Here is a 17,539-nt window from a genome sequence, read left to right as displayed (position 1 = left end):
CCTAGAACGAAAAGCCCAGCTTGGCGCCGACGAAGCGGCCGTCATTGTCGTAGCCGCGCGCCGTGCCGACGCCGCTGGTGTCGGCGCTGGGCTGGATGCCGCACAGCACGCCCACGCCGCCCGAGACCGCGCCTTCGCGACGTTCGATCGCCGTCCGGGCGACGCCCCGCGGCAGCGGGGCCGGGGCCTGGGCGTAGCGCAATTCCACCGGACCGACCGGCTTCAGGTTCAGGGGCGTGGAGAGGGCCAGCGGCTTGGCGGCCGGCAGGACCGTCTCGGCCTGGGCGCCAGTGGCCAGCAACAGGGCGGCAGTCAGGGCGAAGGCTCGGATCATCGTCGTCTCCATCTCCGTCAATGTGGGGGCGAACCGGCCAAAGAAAAAGCCCCGGCGGGAAACCGCCGGGGCTCGGTCTTTCGACCCTGGGCTTGGTCTTAGCGACGGGCGCCCAGGAGGCTGAGCAGGAAGCTGAACAGGTTGTAGAAGTTCAGATACAGGTTCAGCGCGCCATAGTTGGTGGCCACGGCCATCGACTGACGGTCGCCGCCCATCTGGTAGTACTGGGTCTTCAGGTTCTGGGTGTCGTAGGCGATCAGGCCCGCGAAGATGAAAACGCCCAGGATGCTGATGATGAAGCTGAGACCCGGCAGGTTCAGGAACATCTGCACCAGCGAAGCCAGCACCAGGCCGATCAGGCCCATGATCAGGAAGCTGCCGAAGCCCGACAGGTCCTTCTTGGTCGTGTAGCCGAACAGGCTCAGACCGCCGAAGGCGATGGCGGTGATCAGGAAGGTCGAGGCCACCGAGGCGCCGGTATAGGCCAGCAGCCACACGCCCGCGCCCGCGCCGATCGAAGCGACCAGCGCCCAGTACAGGATGCCCGACGAACGCGCCGTCGGGTTACGCATGGCGAACATCGACACCAGCAGCATGGCCAGCGGCGCGAAGCGAACGATGGTGCCCAGCATGGTGAAGCCGGCCAGGCGGCCGTCCGGGGTCAGCAGGTAAAGTTGGCTGGCGACCGGCTGATAGGCGCTGGTCAGGAAGGCCAGGCCCGCCGACAGCAGGAGACCCAGCGCCACCTTGTTGTAGACGCCGAGCATGAAACTACGCAGGCCGGCGTCAACCGACATGTCGGCGCGATCCGCCGGGATCGAGCGCGCGTAGTCGCGGTTGAAGTCGTTCATCGAATTAAGCCCTTGAGCTAGAGCGTCCACGGTGGACGCCCCTTGAATATCGGGTGTCCTGGCCCGTCGCGCAATCCCTCTCCGCGATGCGTTCATGGTATGCGTTCGCGAAGCGGTTGATCGGCGGCCGCGCCTTGCGGGACAACGGCAGACGCCCTTAGAAAGCTTGTCAGACAAGGCAAAAGAGAGGCCGCCGCCGATGGACTACGCAAAGCTTGGTCGCACGGACGTGTCCGTCTCGCGCTGCTGCCTGGGCACCATGACCTGGGGCTCGCAGAATACCGAGGCCGAGGCCCATGAGCAGATGGACTACGCGCTGGGGCGCGGGGTCAATTTCTGGGACACGGCCGAGATGTACGCCAGCCCGCCCAACGCCGAGACGCAGGGGCGGACCGAAGCCTATATCGGCTCGTGGCTGGAGAAGACCGGCAAGCGCCACGAGATCGTGCTGGCCTCCAAGGTGGCCGGCCAGGGCGCGGCCTTCGGCGGCCTGTCCTGGATGCGCAAGGACGGCGCGGTCACCCGCCAGACCAAGGCCCAGATCGACGAGGCCGTCGAGGGCTCGCTGCGCCGGCTGAAGACCGACTATCTGGACCTCTACCAGCTGCATTGGCCTGACCGGAAGGTGCGGGTGTTCGGCGGCCAGGCCTTCAAGGATTACGACCAGGACTTCGAGGCGTTCGGCGACATTCTCGAGGCCCTCGACGCCCACGTGAAGAAGGGTTCGATCCGCCACGTCGGCGTCTCCAACGAGTTCCCGTGGGGCGTGATGAAGTTCCTGGCCGAAAGCGAGAGCAAGGGCCTGCCCCGCATCGCCTCGATCCAGAACGCCTACCACCTGGCCAACCGCACCTACGAATACGGCCTGGCCGAGATCGCCATGCGCGAACAGGTGGGCCTGCTGGCCTATTCGCCGCTGGCCCAGGGTCAGCTGACCGGCAAGTACCTGGACGGCGCGCTACCGGCCGGCTCGCGCAAGGCGCTCTACAACCGCATGCAGCGTTATGAGGGCCCCGGCTCGCAGGAAGCCTTCCGCGCCTATGTCGACGTGGCCAAGGCCCACGGCCTGGACCCGGCCCAGCTGGCGCTGAAGTTCTGCGACACGCGCCCGTTCGTGACCGCCACGATCATCGGCGCCACGTCGATGGAGCAGCTGAAGACCAATATCGACGCCTTCGACCTGGCCTGGACCGACGACCTGGAGACGGCGGTCAACGCCATCCACGCCCAGCACCCCAATCCCTGCCCCTGACGGCGCCCCCTAGCGGCGCTTGTTGGCGGCGGCCGCGAGCTCTTCGTCGATCCATTCCCAGATGAAGGGGATCACGATCGTCGTCGTCGCGGTGGGCAGGCCGTCATCGGCCTTCTCGGGCGCGCGCAGGCCGGCCAGGGTCGGCTTGACCACCGCCATCGCCGCCTCGGAATTGTCGCCGGCGAAGATGCAATCCAGCAGCGCGCCGTCGACGCTGGTGGTGCAGGCCGCGAAGGTCGCGCCGGTCTTGGGCGCGCCCTTGGACATCATTCGCCGGGTCTGCTTGACGTCCGGCTGGACCCGCCACGTCACGGTGTGGCCGTAACACTCGCCATAACCGTCGGGGCAGGGATAGAGCTCTCCGGAGGCGTTCTGAGACCCCGTGGCGCCGACCCGGGTCATGACCATGGCGCCATCGCCCAGTCGCTCCTCAGGATATTCGAAATTGATCGGCACGGTGACCTCGCCGCCTTCGACCGGCTGTCCGTCGATCGTCTTCGGGCTCATCAGGAAGAAGGCCGCCAGGGCCAGGGCTGCGTCGCCGAAGCCGTAGTCCTTGGGCGATTCCAGGTCGACGACGCAGTCGCGCAACACGCCCTGGGCGGTCACGCCGCAGGTGATCCAGGCCTTTCCGGAAACGCGCTCTTCCTCCGCCTTCTTGGGATAGAAGTCGGACATCTGGTCGCCGGTCGGCTTCTGGCGCCAGTCGGGCCGGGTGATCACCGCACGCGGCTTCGGCGCGGCCAGGGCCGGCGCGCCGATGGACGTCGCGATGGCCAGGATGACGAGATGGCGTGCCGCAAGGCGCATGGCTGAAGATCCCCCGGCCCCATCGGTAGCAACCGGAAGGCGCGGGAACAACCTTGAGTTCGCCCGAACGCGGCTTGCTCCCGCCGGGGTGGCGCGCCTAAATCCGCCCCATGATCCGCCTGTTCACCGCCATCGCCATCCCGCCCGACATCGGCCACGGGCTGCTCTCGCGCCAGCACGGGATCGAGGGCGCCCGATGGCGGCCGCTGGAGGCGTTTCACATCACCCTGCGCTTCATCGGCGACGTGCAGGAGCCGGTGGCGGCCGACCTGGACGAGGCGCTAGCCCAGATCACCGCTCCGGCCTTCGACCTGAGCCTGGCACGCGTCGGCCATTTCGGCGAGGGCGTCGACATCCACGCCGTCTGGGCTGGGGTCGAGGACAGTGCGCCGCTGCGCCGTCTGCAGAAGGCCAATGAAAGCGCCGCCCGCGCGGCCGAGCTCAAGCCCGAGAGCCGGCTCTACACGCCCCACGTCACCCTGGCCTATCTGAAGCGCGCCGCCGTTCCCGAGGTCGGGGCCTGGATCCAGGCCAACAACCTGCTGCACTCGCCCAGCTTCCGCGTCGATCGCTTCGGCCTATATTCCAGCTGGCAGACCAGCGAGGGCTCGGCCTACCGGCTGGAGCAGGAATATCCGCTGGCCGGCTAGGCGATCAGTTCGGGAAGGGCGTTGGGGTCACATCGCGCGGCAGGTACTCGCCGTAGGCGCGGGGCGCGACCGGACCCCAGGAAGTGTCGAGCGGCCAGGGATTGGCGATGGCGCCGCGCCAGCCGACATACGTCATGGGCGGCGAGGTCGAGGCCGTATACTCGTTCACCCAGCCGGCGCGCTTGCAGCTGCTGTACCGGGCCGAGGTCTCGGCCCGACAGCGGAAACCACCATCGACCGCCTGGCAGTCATCGACCTGACGCGCGGGGTGGTAGCACTGGGCCAGATCCCTGGCCGCGGCCTTCGCCTGGGCGGTGGCCAGACGCTTGGCGTCCTTCTGGGTCGAGGCCGTGGCGAAGTGCTGAGCGTCGGCGGCGATCGCGGCGCCAGCCGCTAGCGACAACAGCAGGCTCAAGACGACGAGACGCTTGTTCATCACTCGACCTCCGTGGCGACAACCTAACGGTGTTATCGATTTATCTTACAGTTTGGAGGTGGCGGCAAGAAGACGGGCATCGAGAGGCCTCTATCCTCGGCGTTCGCGAGATCGAACGCAACGAAATCAACTGCTTGTCGATTTTAGGCGCCGCTGAATGATCCGCGTTCAAAACCGCCGCACAATCATAGCCATCCCCGTCGCGGGGGAGGGCGTTTGGATCCGGCCCAAAACGGCGGCGGGGCTAGGTTGAGCGGGGCCGCTGGCGGTTCCCGGAGGCTCGAAAGTCGCTCCATCCGTACTCTTTAGGCGGATCGGTTGGCGAACGGGCAGTCTCTGGGACCAAGGCCGCAAGTGGATCGACAGGGCGGTGATCGTACAAGCCGCCTATCGTGGATCGTCGGGGTCGAGACGGATGTAGCCGATCGACTTGGTCCGCGCCCGTCCGGGGGCTAGTGGGGACCCGAGCTGAAAGACGCTCACGCCTCCCATCCTCACGGGCAAGAACAGCCTGGCGGAGCGGTCTGCGAGCCGAAACACAACAAACCTTACGGTCTCCGGGTTCGCCCGGCCGCTCCGTCGCCTCCCCAACACCTTCAGCGGGTCGCCGCGTGGAGCCGAGAGCGCATGACTCAGCACAGGCCCCCACCTGACCTGCTTATGCAGGTCTGTCCGCCCCCAAGCGGGGCAGTCACTCTCCTCCCCCGCTTGGGGGAGGGGGACCGGCGAAGCCGGCGGAGGGGCCAGCGCCGACCCTACGCCACCGCGTGATCCTTCAGCACCCCCAGGGTGACGATGGCCAGCATCTCCTCGTGGGTGGCTTCCAGCACCACCTGGGGCGCCATGCCAGCGTCGAGGGCTTCCTTCCAGCGGCCGGCGCACAGGCACCAGCGGTCGCCAGCCTTCAGGCCCTGGAAGGCCAGCTCGGGCCGGGGCGTCGACAGATCGTTGCCCTGGGCCTTGGAGAAGGCCAGGAAGTCGTCGGTCATCACCGCGCAGACGGTGTGCAGGCCCAGGTCGTGCGGACCGGTCTCGCAGCAGCCGTTTCGGTAGAAGCCGGTGACCGGGTCCATCGAACAGGCGGCGAGTTCGCCGCCCATGACGTTCTTGGCGTTCTTGTCGTAGCGGGTGCTCATGGCGCGATCCTACGCCCGCAGGGTCCGGCGCCAAGCCGCTTCCCGTACTGGGAAGGCTTTTGCCGTATCGCAGCGATGCTAGGGTCCAGGGGACAAGGAGTTCTCGCATGTCCGACACGATCATCCGCCCGCGCCGCAGCGCCCTCTACATGCCGGCCTCCAACGCCAAGGCGGTCGAGAAGGCCCGCACCCTGGACGCCGACGTGATCATCCTGGACCTGGAGGACGCCGTCGCGCCGGAGATGAAGCCGACAGCCCGGGAAGCGGCCGTGGCGGCGGTCAAGGCCGGCGGGTTCGGCGCGCGCGAGGTGGTGATCCGGGTCAACGGCATCGACACGCCCTGGGGCGCCGACGATCTGCGGGCCGCTGCCGAGGCCGGTCCGGACGCGGTGCTGGTCCCCAAGGTCGACGATGCGGACGACGTGCGCCTGTACGATCAGCATCTGAACAGCGCCCCGCCGCATACGCGTCTCTGGACCATGATCGAGACCGCCAAGGCCGCTTTCCACCTGTGGGAGATTGCCGGCGCGGTCCACGGCACGCGGCTGTCGGCCTGGGTCATGGGCGTCAACGATTTCGCCAAGGAGATGCGCGCTCGCCAGACGCCGGACCGCGCGCCGTTCCTGCCGCTGCTGACCCTGTCGGTCGCCGCCGCCCGCGCTCATGGCCTTACGATCCTGGACGGGGTGCACAACGACATCGAGGACCTGGCGGCGCTGGAAGCCGTCTGCGTCCAGGGCGTCGACTTCGGTTTCGACGGCAAGACCCTGATCCATCCCAAGCACCTGGAGATCTGCAACCGGGTGTTTTCGCCCTCGCCCGAGGACCTGGCCTGGAGCCGCGCGGTGATCGCGGCCTTCAACGCGCCCGAAAATTCTGGCAAAGGCGCCTTGCGGGTGGACGGCAAGATGGCCGAACGTCTGCATCTGGCGCAGGCCGAGCGCCTGGTCGCGGTGGCCGAAGCCATCGAGACCCGGTCCGCCGGCGCCTAGGGGGCAGTTGAAGGTCTAGAATGCGGGCTATCGTTCTCTCCGTCGTCATGGTCGCCAGCCCGGCGCTGGCGCAGCTGCCGGCGACACCCGCGCCTATTCCGCAGGTCTCTGCTCCCGCGACCGACGCGCCGGTCAGCACCGCGCCGCCCGCCCAGCCCAGTCCCGAGGTGCCGCAGGCCATCGACCCGCTGGCCGACCTGATCTCGCAGAGCACCCAGACCACCGACGAGGAGGAGGCCGAGACGGCCAACAAGCCCGCGCCCAAGCATCGCGGGACGATCCTGCCGATCCCGCCGCCGGAAACCTCGACCGCGCCAGACGGCAGTCCGACCCGGGCCCAGGTCTACGAGATGCGGGTCCAGGGCTCGGTCGCGGCCGCGCAAAGCCTGCAGGGACCGCTGGACGGCGGCTGGCGGATCACCGGCGCCGATGGCGGCCAGATCTATGCTCTGCAGATCGTCGACAAGGCCGGCGGCTATGGCGAGCTGGAAGGCGCGTGGCGCGACATGCGGCGACCGGGCAGCGTCGGCTCGACGGGCCTGGTCGAGGACCTGCGCCGCGACGGCGGCGACATCCTCATCCGTTTCAGCCCCAGGGGCGGCCAGTCCTCGATCCTGACCTTGCGGCCGGCCGGTTACGAGCGCTGGGCGGGCGAGCTGGCCGAGAACGGCGCGACCGTGGCGGTGACAGCCGAACACATTCTTCCGCAGGCCCCGCCCGGCTACGAGACCGATCGGCGCGGGCCCTATGTCTGGCCGGTCGCCCAGCGCGCCGCCGTCAGCCGTCCGACCCCCGCCGCCCCGGCCTGCTCGACCAAGGGCAAGAAGGGTAAGGCGCTGAAGGCCGCCAAGGCAAAATGCGCGGCGGCGGCCAAGAAGAGCGGCAAGGGTTCGGCCGCCAAGAAGGGCAGGGGTGGCAAGACCTCCAAGGCGACCGCCGCCAAGCGCGGCAAGGCGACGGCGAAGAAGAGCTCAAGCAAGAAGCGGCGCTAGGCCTTCAAGGCCTTGCGCGCCGCCGCGATCGGCGCGGCCAGGGCCTCAGTTGAATACACGGTGGCTGGACTGTGGCCCCAGACGGGACCGGGCCAGGCCGGATCGTCCTTGCGCCGCCCGACGACGTGGACGTGCAGCTGGGCGGTGACATTGCCCAACGCGCCGACGTTCAGCTTGTCGACGGCGAGACCCAGCGCCGCGCCGACCGCGCGGACCGCGGCCCCGGCCAGGACGATCTCTTCCATCAGCTGGATCCGATGGGCGGTGTCGAGCTCCTCGATCTCGCGCAGGTCGGCGTGGCGCGGGATCAGGACGAGCCACGGATAGCGGCTGTCGTCCTGCAGACGCACCTCGCACAGCGGCAGGTCGGCGACCTTGTGCGACGTCGCGACGAAGGCCGGATCGAGAGCAAAATCAGCCACGCTTAGGAACCGCCGCCCAATAGTCGAAGTCGAGAATGACGGCCGGATCGTAGACCCCTTCGCCATCCTTGTCCGGGAAGTCCGTGCAGGGCCGATCCTTGGTCGCGACCAGCCGCAGCCGCAGGGCCCCGACCGGTCCCAGGTCTGCCTTGTCGAGCACCTCGCTCCAGGCGAACACCGTGCCGCCGGCGAAGAACGGCGCCACGTGTCGTCCGCCATTGATCGCCAGGATCAGGCCGGCGTTCTGCAGGCCGTTGAACGACAGCGCCTTGGCCGTCGAGATCACCACGCCGCCGTAGATCAGCCGCTTGCCGGATGGGTCCTTGGCGCGCTCGAACTGGTTGAAATGGACCTTGGCCGTGTTCTGCCACAGCCGCGTGGCCATCTGGTGCTCGGCCTCTTCCACCGCCATGCCGTCGACATGGTCGATCTTCTCGCCGACCGCATAATCCTCGAAGGCGTGCGGCGCGCCGGCCAGCGCCCAGTCATAGGCGGAAACATCCAGGCCCTCGGGGACCGTGAGATCGGCCGGGGCCACCGCCGCCGACAGGGTCGGAACCGCCTGCTCGACGATCTCGGCTTCGGGATCGCGTTTGCGCACCATCACCCAGCGCACATAGCTCAGCACCGCCTCGCCACGCTGGTTCGTGCCCGTCGTCCGCACATAGACGACGCCGGTCTTCTTGTTGGAATTCTCCTTCAGCCCGATCACGTCCGAGACGGCGCTCAGGGTGTCGCCCGGAAACACCGGGGCCAGGAAGCGGCCCTCGGCGTAACCCAGATTGGCGACGGCGTTCAGGCTGATGTCCGGCACGGTCTTGCCGAACACCACGTGGAAGGCGATCAGCGGATCGACCGGCGCGGCGCCAAGGCCACAGCTGCGGGCGAATTCATCGGATGAGAACAGCGAAAAACGCGGTCCGTACAACGCCGTATACAGCGCGACATCGCCGCTCGTGACCGTCCGGGGCGTGGCGTGGACCAGTCGCTGGCCCAGCTTGAAGTCCTCGAAGAAATGGCCCGGATCGGTCTTGCTCATCTCCGGTTCCTCTTATCGTTGTTCACCCATCTTTGCCGCAGTGCAGCGAAACGGGAAAGAGGGCTTGAGGCCGAGCCGCGACAGGTCTAGACCGCGCCGCGACATTCCACTGTCCACAGCCTTGATGGAGACCCCATGGCTCGCGCGAAGATCGCCCTCATCGGCGCCGGTATGATCGGTGGCACCCTGGCTCACATCGCCGCTCGCGAAGAGCTGGGCGACGTGATCCTGTTCGACATCGCCGAAGGCACCCCGCAGGGTAAGGCGCTCGACATCGCCGAAGCCTCGGCCGTGTTCGGCAAGGACGTGGCCCTGAAGGGCGCCAATGACTACGCCGACATCGCCGGCGCCGACGTCTGCATCGTCACCGCCGGCGTGCCGCGCAAGCCGGGCATGAGCCGCGACGACCTGCTGGGCATCAACCTGAAGGTCATGAAGGCTGTCGGCGAAGGCATCAAGGCCCACGCCCCGAACGCTTTCGTCATCTGCATCACCAACCCGCTCGACGCGATGGTCTGGGCCCTGCAGCAGTTCTCGGGCCTGCCCAAGGAAAAGGTCATCGGCATGGCCGGCGTCCTCGACTCGGCCCGCTTCGCCTACTTCCTGGCCGAAGCCACCGGCGTGTCGGTCGAAGACATCCACGCCTGGACCCTGGGCGGTCACGGCGACGACATGGTCCCGATGGTCCGTCACTCGACGGTCGGCGGCCTGCCGCTGCCGGAACTGGTCAAGCAAGGCTGGCTGACGCAAGAGAAGCTGGACGCCATCGTCGAGCGCACCCGCAAGGGCGGTGGCGAGATCGTCGCCCTGCTGAAGACCGGCTCGGCCTTCTACGCCCCGGCGGAATCGGCGATCGCCATGGCGACGTCGTACCTGAAGGACAAGAAGCGCGTCCTGCCGTGCGCCACCTTCCTGACCGGCCAATACGGCCTGGACGGCCTGTATGTCGGCGTGCCGGTCGTCATCGGCGCCGGCGGCGCCGAGAAGATCGTCGAGTTCGAAACCAACGAAGCCGAAAAGGCGATGTTCGCCGCCTCGGTCGCGTCGGTCCAGGGCCTGATGGAAGCCTGCAAGGCCATCGACAGCTCGCTGGTCTAAGCGACTTTCGATCCTAAGAACGACGAAGGGCGGCTCCTCGCGGGGCCGCCCTTTTCTTGTCCGGTCGCGACGCCCTTAGTGCGCGGCTTCGCCTTCTTGCGAGATTTCCTCGAGGGTCTTGCCGACCTGCTTGGCGCCATAATCCTTGGCGACGTCGCCCAGGGACAGGATGCCCGTCAGGTTGCCAGAGTCGTTCAGCACGATCAGGCGGCGGACCTGGTTGTTGGCCATCTTGGCCGTGGCGTCGGCCAGGACGTCGTCTTCCTTTACGCTCAGCACTTCGCCGTCGGACATGGCTTCCGAGATGGGCGCATCGAAGCTGCGGCCCTCGGCGACCACGCGCAGGACGATGTCGCGGTCGGTGACCACGCCCACCACCTTACCGTCGTCGACGACGGGGACGACTCCGCTCTCGACCTTGGCCATGGTCTGGGCGACCTGGCGGATGGTGTCGGTGGGACGGGCGACCGAGACCTGGCTGGTCATGGCGTCGCTGACTTTCATGGTGTTCTCCTTTCGGGAGGAAATGGGACCACGAGAGAACACCGCGCAGCTTGCGGCGTTCCCAGCCTCAGGCGCCGGCCAGCGCCTCCCGTGCGGCCTTGGCCGCGTTCGGCAGGTCCAGCCGGTCGCTGAGCGCCACGGCTTCCTCGCGCAGCTTCCGGGCCGCGTCCTTCTCGCCGAGGCGGGCGTGGACGTCGGCCAGGGACAGCATCGAATACGGCATGAAGACCTCGAATCCGACCTTGCGGCGCAGGTCCAGGGACTGGGCGTAGAGGTCGCGGGCGGTCTTCAGGTCGCCGGCGTCCTCGGCCACGGCCGCTTCGTGGCGGGCGACATAGGAGAGCTCCAGGTCGCAGCGGCCGGCCTCGGCGATCGCGCGGGCCGTCTTCAGGGGCGCGGCCGAGGCGGCGGCGTCGCCCGCCACCTGCGGCATCAGGGCGGCGAAGAACAGGGCGTCGGCCTTGTCGCACGGATCGGCGATGCCCTCGGCCGCCGAGGCGAAGGCCGGGACGAAGGTCTTGGAGTCCTTGAGGTCGCCGGTCGTCAGACGGACGAAATAGGCCGAGGTCGTCTCCCGCAGTCCGGCCAGGGCCTTGAGGTTCGCATCGGCGGCGGGCTTCAGCGCCGCGACTTGGCTGGCGACGGCGGCTTCGTCCAGGCTGACCCGCCCGACCAGGCGCTGGCTCTGGTGGACCCGCATCTGTTGCAGGAGCAGCAGCAGACGTGTCTGGTCCGACGGCTTTTGCGCCAAGGCCGCCTTCAACGGCGCCGTCGCCGTCTCGAAATCGGCGGCGTAGCGCGCCTTCTCCGAGGCCTGGATCAGTGCTTCCGGCGTCGAGGCGAGGGCGGGCGTGGCGGCCGCGAGAGCGAGGACCGCGAGAAACGAGCGCATGGCGAACTCCTGTTGGAATATCGCTGATATCTAAGCCGTCATGGGCGCTCGCCAAGCCCCGCCGCTGTCCCTATCTAGGCGCATCGTCTTCCCGGAGCTTTTCATGTCGATCTCGATCCATCAGGCCAGCGTGCCCGTGTTCATCCAGGGCCTGAAGGGTCTGAAGGGCGTGCTGGCCAAGGCCGCCGCCCTGGTCGAGGCCAAGAAGTGGGATCCCGACGCCCTGCTGAAGGCGCGCCTGTATCCCGACATGTTCCCGCTGATCCGCCAGGTGCAGATCGCCACCGACTTCGCCAAGGGCGGCGCCGCGCGCCTGGCCGCCGTCGAGATTCCGGCCTGGGATGACGTCGAGACCTCGTTCGAGGACCTGATCGCCCGCATCGACCGCGCCATCGCCTTCGTGGAAGGCCTGGACGTCGCCGCGTTCGACGGCGGCCACGACCGTGACGTCCAGCTGGTCCGCCGCGGCGAGACCAAGACCTTCAAGGGCCTGGACTATCTGCAGGGCCAGGCGATGCCGAACTTCTTCTTCCACATCACCACCGCCTACGCGATCCTGCGCCACAACGGCGTCGAGGTCGGCAAGCGCGACTTCCTGGGCACGGCCTGATCCAAGCCAAGGCGGGTCCATGCGGCCCGCCTTTGACTCTTCCGCCTTTTCTGTGCATAAGCCCCGGCTTCCGGCGCTTTATCAGCAGCGCCTCCACCGTCACGACCCCGGCCTGTTAGCGCAGGATCCATCCGGACGAGGACGGCGAGGACCCCCGTCGACGTGATCGTCCACGGGGGCTGATCGCGTTTGGAGCGTTGATTTAACTAGGGTTCGACATGTTCGACGGCCTTACAGAGCGACTTTCAGGCGTCTTCGATCGCCTCGGCGGTCGCGGCGTGCTGTCCGAAAAGGACATCGACGAGGCGCTGCGCGAGGTTCGCGTCGCCCTGCTCGAGGCCGACGTCGCCCTGCCGGTCGTCAAGGACTTCATCAGCAAGGCCAAGGAACTGGCCGGCGGTGAAGCGGTCATCCGTTCGGTCAAGCCGGCCGACCAGGTGGTCAAGATCGTCTATGACGGCCTGGTCGACATGCTGGGCGGGGAAGTCCCCACCGGCCTGAACCTGGCCTTGAACCCGCCGTCGGTGATCCTGATGGCCGGCCTCCAGGGCTCGGGCAAGACCACCACCACCGGCAAGCTGGCCCTGCGCCTGTCCAAGACCGAGCGCAAGAAGGTGCTGGTCGCCTCGCTCGACACCCGTCGTCCGGCCGCCATGGAGCAGCTGGCGACCCTGGCCAAGCAGGTCGAGGTCGAGAGCCTGCCGATCGTCCCGGGCCAGAGCGCCACGGACATCGCCAAGCGCGCCATGACGGCGGCCAAGCTGGGCGGCTACGACGTCCTGATCCTCGACACCGCCGGCCGCACCACGCTGGACGAGGCGATGATGAGCGAAGCGGCGGAAATCGCCCGCATCGCCACGCCGTCCGAGACCATCCTGGTCGCCGACAGCCTGACCGGTCAGGACGCCGTGCGCACCGCCAAGGCGTTCCACGAGCGCCTGCCGCTGACCGGCCTGATCCTGACCCGCGCCGACGGCGATGGTCGCGGCGGCGCGGCGCTGTCGATGCGCCACGTCACCGGCCTGCCGATCAAGTTCCTCGGCGCCGGCGAAAAGATCGACCAACTGGACGTGTTCGACGCCCGCCGCGTCGCCGGCCGCATCCTGGGCCAGGGCGACGTCGTCGCGCTGGTCGAGAAGGCCGCGGCCGATCTCGACCATGCCGAAGCCGAGCGCATGGCCAAGAAGCTGGCCAAGGGCAAGTTCGACCTCGACGACCTCGCCGCCCAACTGCGTCAGATGCAGAAGATGGGCGGCATGGAAGGCATCATGGGCCTGCTGCCCGGTGTCCAGAAGGTCAAGAAGCAGATTTCCGAGAGCGGGATCGACGACAGCATCTTCCGTCGCCAGCAGGCGATCATCAGCTCGATGACCAAGGAAGAGCGCAAGAAGCCCGACATTCTGGCCGCCTCGCGCAAGCGCCGCATCGCCGCCGGTTCGGGCGTCGACGTCGCCGAGATCAACCGCCTGCTCAAGCAGCACCGCCAGATGGCTGACATGTTCAAGGCCATGTCCAAGGACGGCGGCAAGGGCCTGGCCCGCATGGCGTCCATGATGGGCGGCGGCGACATGGCGCGCATGAAGAACATGGGCGGGGGAAAGATGCCCCAGCCCGATCCCAACGCAGCGGGAGGCCTTGGCGGCGTCCCGGGGCTGCCCGGTCTGCCGGGCCTCGGGACTGGCGGCGACGCCAAGCCCAACCCTCTCTCCGGCCTGGGCCTGCCCGGCTTCAACCCGTTCAAGAAATAGAACTTTAGACCAAGGACTACCGATATGCTGAAGATCCGTCTCGCCCGTGGCGGCGCCAAGAAGCGTCCGTACTACTCGATCGTCATCGCCGACAGCCACTCGCCGCGCGATGGCCGCTTCATCGAGAAGGTCGGCACCTACAACCCGCTCCTCAAGAAGGACGACGCCAACCGCGTCACCCTGAAGGTCGAGTCGATCCAGGAGTGGCTCAAGAAGGGCGCTCAGCCGACCGACCGCGTCGCGCGCTTCCTGGCCGCCCAAGGCCTGACCACCTGGGCCCACGGCAACAACCCGCAAAAGGGCGAGCCGGGCAAGAAGGCCAAGGAACGCACCGCCGAGCGCGCCCAGCGCGAAGAAGAGCGCGTCCAGGCCGAAGCCGACGCCAAGGTCGCTGCTGCTGAAGCCGCCGAAGCCGCCAAGGTCGCCGCCGCTGAAGCCGCTGCCGCCGCCGCCGCTGCTCCGGCCGTCGAAGAAGCTCCGGCTGAAGAAGCCCCGGCCGCTGAAGCCGCTGCTGAAGAGGCTCCGGCCGCTGAAGCTCCGGCTGAAGAAGCCTCGGAAGGCTAAGGGTTCCAGCGCCGTCGTCTCTTGCGAGGCGGCGGCGCGACTCTGTCTACGATATGGCCAACTCTCCCGATGACCCGATGATCATGGTCGGCCGCGTGGCCGGCAGCTTCGGCGTGCGCGGCGAGGTGCGGATCACGACCTATACCGAAGAGCCGATGAGCATCGCGGCCTTCAAGACGCTGAAGCGCCAGGACGGCTCGGTCGCCCTGACCATCGCCTCGGCGCGCAAGGCCAAGGACGGCGTCGTCTGTCGTTGTCCTGGCGTCGACACCAAGGAAGCGGCCGACGCCCTGCGGGGCCTGCGCCTGTACGTCCCCCGCTCGGCCCTGCCCGAGCCGGACGAGGACGAGTTCTACCTGACCGACCTGGTGGGCCTCTCCGTCCGCCACATCGCCACCGACGTCCTGCTGGGCCGCGTGAAGAGCGTCCAGAATTTCGGCGCCGGCGACATCCTTGAGATCACCCCCGACCTGGGTGGCCCGACCTGGTACCTGCCGTTCACGCGGGCGGCTGTGCCCGAGGTCAAGATCGGCGAAGGTCTGATCCTGGCCGACCCGCCCGCCCTGGTGGGCGAACACGAAGGCCCTGAGGACCAGGGCCCGGACGAAGACGAAGAGCTGGGCGACCGGGACTGATCTTCCGCGAAGGAGCCTGCACGATGTCGGACGGAAAATGGCGGGTTACCGCCTCGCGCATCGTTCACAAGGACCCCTGGATCCATCTGCGCGCCGACGAATGCGTGACCGACGAGGGCGCGGTGGTCGCGCCGTACTACGTTCTCGAATACCGTGACTGGGTCGAACTGGTGGCGCTGGACGCCGACAATAACGTCTTGCTGGTCCGCCAATACCGCCACGGCCTGGGGGACCTCTCGAAGGAACTGCCAGCCGGCGGCATGGACGAGGGCGAGACCGATCCGGTCGAGGCCGCGCGCCGGGAACTTTTGGAAGAGGCGGGCTGCGCCGGGACGCTGGAACTGATCGGCGAGACCCGGCCCAACGCCGGCACCCACTCCAACCGCGTCCACATCGTCCTGGCCCGCAACGTCGTGAAGGTCGCCGAGCCCAAGGACGATCCCCACGAGCGGATCGAACCGTTCTGGGTCTCGGCCGCGCAGGCTCTGCGCATGGCGCTGGACGGCGAGATGACGGTCGGCATGCAGGCCGCCTCGCTGCTGCGCGGCCTGGCCAAGGCTGGCGTCGTCCAGATGACAACCAGGTCATGACGCAAGCTTAACTGGCGTTCGCGCTGCGCCGATGCGACCTCCCCGCCGACTTCGAAAGGGGACCCGCATGCGCCGCCTGTTGACCGCCACCGCCCTGGCCCTGTGCCTGACCTCGCCGGCCTTCGCCGCCGAAGAGCTTACTGCCAGGCAGGCGGGCCAGGTGGTCGATACGCTGGTCGGCCAGATGGGCGACTATTTCGACCCGGCCAAGGCTCAAGCTGTGCGTGCGGCGCTGCAGGCCCAGCGCGGCCAGCTGAGCAAGATCCACGACCGCCAGGCCCTGGCCGAAGCCCTCAGCGCCATCGCCCTGAGGACCTCCGGCGACCAGCACCTGAAGGTCTCGGTGACCACCGCCAGCGCCGGGGTGGCCAGTGTCAGCGACGCCGACCAGGCCTTGATCGATCAACGCCTGGCTTATGGGCTGATGGCGGCGCGGCGGCTGCCGGCCAATATCGGCTATCTGAAACTGCGCTATTTCGAGCAGACGCAGGCGGGCGCCGACCTGATCGATGCGGCCATGGGCCTGCTGCAGCATACCGACGCCCTGATCATCGACCTGCGCGAGAACACCGGCGGCGGCGGGGCGTCGGACGCTCGCTTGCTGGGCCACCTGTCGAAGACGCCGCTGGTCATGACCCGGATCCATTGGCGGCAGCCGGATGGTCGCGAAACCATCGAGCAACGCCAGCCGACCGTCCCGGCCTCGGGCCCGCTCTATGCCGACAAGCCGGTCTTCGTGCTGACGGCCAACCGCACCTTCTCGGCGGCCGAGGCCTTCGCCTACGACATCCAGGCCAACAAGCGCGGCGTGCTGGTGGGGGCCAAGACGCGCGGCGGCGGCAATCCGGCCAACCGGCCCACGCCGGGGCTGGGCTTTGGGCTCGTGGCCTTCGTGTCCAACGGCTGGACCGAGCATCCGCTGACCGGCAGGGGCTGGGACGGCGTGGGCGTGAAGCCCGACGTCGAGACCGACGCCGCCCTGACCGAGGCCTATCGCCGGGCCCTGGCCGTGGCCAAGCCGCTGGTCTCGACCCCGAAGTCGGAGAAGGAGCGCGCCGACGCCATCACCGATCCGGCGGCGGCCTTGGCCGGCGATCAGAAGCTCTAGATTACGTCCGAACTCGCATCAGGCACTCCTGGGCCACCGAGGCCAGGAGCTTGCCGTCCTTGCTGAACATCTGGCCGCGCACCAGGCCGCGCCCCTGCGAAGCGCTGGGGCTGTCCTGGGCGAACAGGGTCCAGTCGTTGAAGTCGAACGGATGGTGGAACCACATGGCGTGGTCCAGGCTGGCGGCCTGCAGGCCCGGCGTCGTCCAGATCAGACCATGCGGGCGCAGGGCGCTTTCCATGAACGCCATGTCCGAGGCGTAGGCCAAGGCCGCCTGCTGCATGCGGATGTCGTCGCCCAGCGGGGCCTTGGCGCGCAGCCAGACATTCTTGGTGCCGGACTTCTTCACCGGGGCCATCGGGTTCTGCATGTCGACCCAGCGGGTGTCGACCGGGCGCGGACGCTCGGACAGGGCGATGATCTTGGGATGGATCTGGTCGCCCAGGCTTTTGAGGAACTCGGCCTCGGTCGGCAAGCTCTCGGGATCGGGCGCGTCGGGCATCTCCGACTGGTGCTCGAAGCCGGCTTCCGGCGTCTGGAACGAGGCGGCCAGGTTGAAGATCTGCTCACCGTGCTGGATGGCGGCCACTCGGCGGGTCGTGAAGGTGCCGCCGTCGCGGGCCCGCTCGACCTCGTAGAGTACGGGCGCGTTCACGTCGCCGGGGCGGATGAAATAGGCGTGCAGCGAGTGGCAGACCCGGTCCGGCACGGTCTTGTAGGCCGCCAACAGGGCCTGGGCGATCACCAGCCCGCCGAAGATGCGCGGGAAGCCGTCGTTCGGGCTGACGCCTCGGAACAGGTTCACCTCGATCGGTTCGAGGTCGAGGATGTCGGCGAGGGTCTCGGTCGTCTGCATGGCGCAGTGCGATAAGCCCG

Annotated in this window: 21 protein-coding genes; 11 read left to right on the top strand and 10 right to left on the bottom strand. The window is 68.0% G+C overall.

The window, feature by feature from the left end; genetic code table 11:
* Position 1: 1 nt before the first annotated feature.
* Together AC1RR5_RS00855 and AC1RR5_RS00850 are read right to left on the bottom strand one after the other, a co-directional pair.
* Positions 2-334 carry a hypothetical protein gene (locus AC1RR5_RS00855; protein ID WP_492919212.1) on the bottom strand — a complete coding sequence of 111 codons (333 nt, stop codon included), beginning with the start codon at positions 332-334 and terminating at the stop codon, positions 2-4.
* A 98-nt stretch (positions 335-432) separates the two neighbouring features.
* Entirely contained in the window at positions 433-1,185 is a 753-nt protein-coding gene (locus tag AC1RR5_RS00850) for a Bax inhibitor-1/YccA family protein (RefSeq protein WP_492919211.1), read from the bottom strand.
* A gap of 199 nt (positions 1,186-1,384) precedes the next feature.
* Between AC1RR5_RS00850 and AC1RR5_RS00845 the strand changes: the two genes are divergently transcribed.
* Positions 1,385-2,437, top strand: a complete 1,053-nt coding sequence (locus AC1RR5_RS00845; RefSeq protein WP_492919210.1) for an aldo/keto reductase — start codon at positions 1,385-1,387, stop codon at positions 2,435-2,437.
* A 9-nt stretch (positions 2,438-2,446) separates the two neighbouring features.
* On the opposite strand, the gene AC1RR5_RS00840 is transcribed toward AC1RR5_RS00845, so the two are convergent.
* Complete coding sequence (locus tag AC1RR5_RS00840) at positions 2,447-3,247, bottom strand: TonB family protein (protein WP_492919209.1); 801 nt, start codon at positions 3,245-3,247, stop codon at positions 2,447-2,449.
* 110 nt (positions 3,248-3,357) lie between these two features.
* Between AC1RR5_RS00840 and thpR the strand changes: the two genes are divergently transcribed.
* Entirely contained in the window at positions 3,358-3,897 is a 540-nt protein-coding gene (gene thpR, locus AC1RR5_RS00835) for an RNA 2',3'-cyclic phosphodiesterase (protein ID WP_492919208.1), read from the top strand.
* A gap of 4 nt (positions 3,898-3,901) precedes the next feature.
* Here thpR and AC1RR5_RS00830 read toward each other — a convergent pair whose 3' ends face one another.
* The gene (locus AC1RR5_RS00830; RefSeq protein ID WP_492919207.1) at positions 3,902-4,333 is read right to left on the bottom strand and encodes a hypothetical protein; all 432 of its coding nucleotides are present in this window, start codon (positions 4,331-4,333) and stop codon (positions 3,902-3,904) included.
* Between the two features lie 755 nt (positions 4,334-5,088).
* Entirely contained in the window at positions 5,089-5,469 is a 381-nt protein-coding gene (locus AC1RR5_RS00825; RefSeq protein ID WP_492919206.1) for a DUF2237 family protein, read from the bottom strand.
* Between the two features lie 107 nt (positions 5,470-5,576).
* Here AC1RR5_RS00825 and AC1RR5_RS00820 point away from each other — a divergent pair, with 107 nt between their 5' ends.
* Entirely contained in the window at positions 5,577-6,461 is an 885-nt protein-coding gene (locus AC1RR5_RS00820) for an HpcH/HpaI aldolase/citrate lyase family protein (RefSeq protein ID WP_492919205.1), read from the top strand.
* A 20-nt stretch (positions 6,462-6,481) separates the two neighbouring features.
* Entirely contained in the window at positions 6,482-7,453 is a 972-nt protein-coding gene (locus tag AC1RR5_RS00815; RefSeq protein WP_492919204.1) for a hypothetical protein, read from the top strand.
* On the opposite strand, the gene AC1RR5_RS00810 is transcribed toward AC1RR5_RS00815, so the two are convergent.
* A complete protein-coding gene (locus AC1RR5_RS00810; RefSeq protein ID WP_492919203.1) occupies positions 7,450-7,875 on the bottom strand; it encodes an HIT domain-containing protein in 426 nt (141 codons plus the stop codon). The two genes, AC1RR5_RS00815 and AC1RR5_RS00810, sit on opposite strands and share 4 nt — an antisense overlap.
* Positions 7,868-8,914, bottom strand: a complete 1,047-nt coding sequence (locus AC1RR5_RS00805; protein WP_492919202.1) for a MaoC family dehydratase — start codon at positions 8,912-8,914, stop codon at positions 7,868-7,870. Before AC1RR5_RS00805 ends, AC1RR5_RS00810 begins: the two co-directional genes overlap by 8 nt.
* A 135-nt stretch (positions 8,915-9,049) precedes the next feature.
* On the opposite strand from AC1RR5_RS00805, the gene mdh reads away from it, so the two are divergent.
* Positions 9,050-10,012 (top strand): malate dehydrogenase, encoded by a 963-nt coding sequence (gene mdh, locus AC1RR5_RS00800; protein ID WP_492816287.1) that lies wholly within the window; start codon positions 9,050-9,052, stop codon positions 10,010-10,012.
* A 75-nt stretch (positions 10,013-10,087) separates the two neighbouring features.
* Here mdh and AC1RR5_RS00795 read toward each other — a convergent pair whose 3' ends face one another.
* Positions 10,088-10,516 carry a CBS domain-containing protein gene (locus tag AC1RR5_RS00795; protein WP_492919201.1) on the bottom strand — a complete coding sequence of 143 codons (429 nt, stop codon included), beginning with the start codon at positions 10,514-10,516 and terminating at the stop codon, positions 10,088-10,090.
* Positions 10,517-10,583: 67 nt separating this feature from the next.
* Complete coding sequence (locus tag AC1RR5_RS00790; protein WP_492919200.1) at positions 10,584-11,408, bottom strand: hypothetical protein; 825 nt, start codon at positions 11,406-11,408, stop codon at positions 10,584-10,586.
* A gap of 103 nt (positions 11,409-11,511) precedes the next feature.
* Between AC1RR5_RS00790 and AC1RR5_RS00785 the strand changes: the two genes are divergently transcribed.
* The 6 genes from AC1RR5_RS00785 to AC1RR5_RS00760 all read left to right on the top strand — a co-directional run bounded on the left by AC1RR5_RS00785 (position 11,512) and on the right by AC1RR5_RS00760 (position 16,663).
* Positions 11,512-12,018, top strand: coding sequence for a DUF1993 domain-containing protein (locus tag AC1RR5_RS00785; protein WP_492919199.1), 507 nt, complete (start codon positions 11,512-11,514; stop codon positions 12,016-12,018).
* Between the two features lie 218 nt (positions 12,019-12,236).
* Complete coding sequence (ffh, locus tag AC1RR5_RS00780) at positions 12,237-13,766, top strand: signal recognition particle protein (protein ID WP_492919198.1); 1,530 nt, start codon at positions 12,237-12,239, stop codon at positions 13,764-13,766.
* Between the two features lie 24 nt (positions 13,767-13,790).
* Complete coding sequence (gene rpsP, locus AC1RR5_RS00775; RefSeq protein ID WP_492919197.1) at positions 13,791-14,330, top strand: 30S ribosomal protein S16; 540 nt, start codon at positions 13,791-13,793, stop codon at positions 14,328-14,330.
* Between the two features lie 53 nt (positions 14,331-14,383).
* The gene (rimM, locus tag AC1RR5_RS00770; RefSeq protein ID WP_492919196.1) at positions 14,384-14,965 is read left to right on the top strand and encodes a ribosome maturation factor RimM; all 582 of its coding nucleotides are present in this window, start codon (positions 14,384-14,386) and stop codon (positions 14,963-14,965) included.
* Positions 14,966-14,988: 23 nt separating this feature from the next.
* On the top strand, positions 14,989-15,555 hold the full coding sequence (locus AC1RR5_RS00765; protein ID WP_492919195.1) for an NUDIX hydrolase: 567 nt from the start codon (positions 14,989-14,991) through the stop codon (positions 15,553-15,555).
* Between the two features lie 67 nt (positions 15,556-15,622).
* Positions 15,623-16,663 (top strand): S41 family peptidase, encoded by a 1,041-nt coding sequence (locus tag AC1RR5_RS00760; protein WP_492919194.1) that lies wholly within the window; start codon positions 15,623-15,625, stop codon positions 16,661-16,663.
* Position 16,664: 1 nt separating this feature from the next.
* Here the strand turns inward: AC1RR5_RS00760 and AC1RR5_RS00755 are convergent, their stop codons facing one another.
* Positions 16,665-17,519, bottom strand: coding sequence for an acyl-CoA thioesterase (locus tag AC1RR5_RS00755; RefSeq protein ID WP_492919193.1), 855 nt, complete (start codon positions 17,517-17,519; stop codon positions 16,665-16,667).
* Positions 17,520-17,539: the final 20 nt, after the last annotated feature.

The sequence above is a fragment of the Caulobacter sp. GW821-FHT11E11 genome, assembly GCF_058808315.1.
The sequence above is the reverse complement of the archived record's forward strand: the minus strand, read 5'-3'. Positions and strand labels throughout refer to the sequence as shown.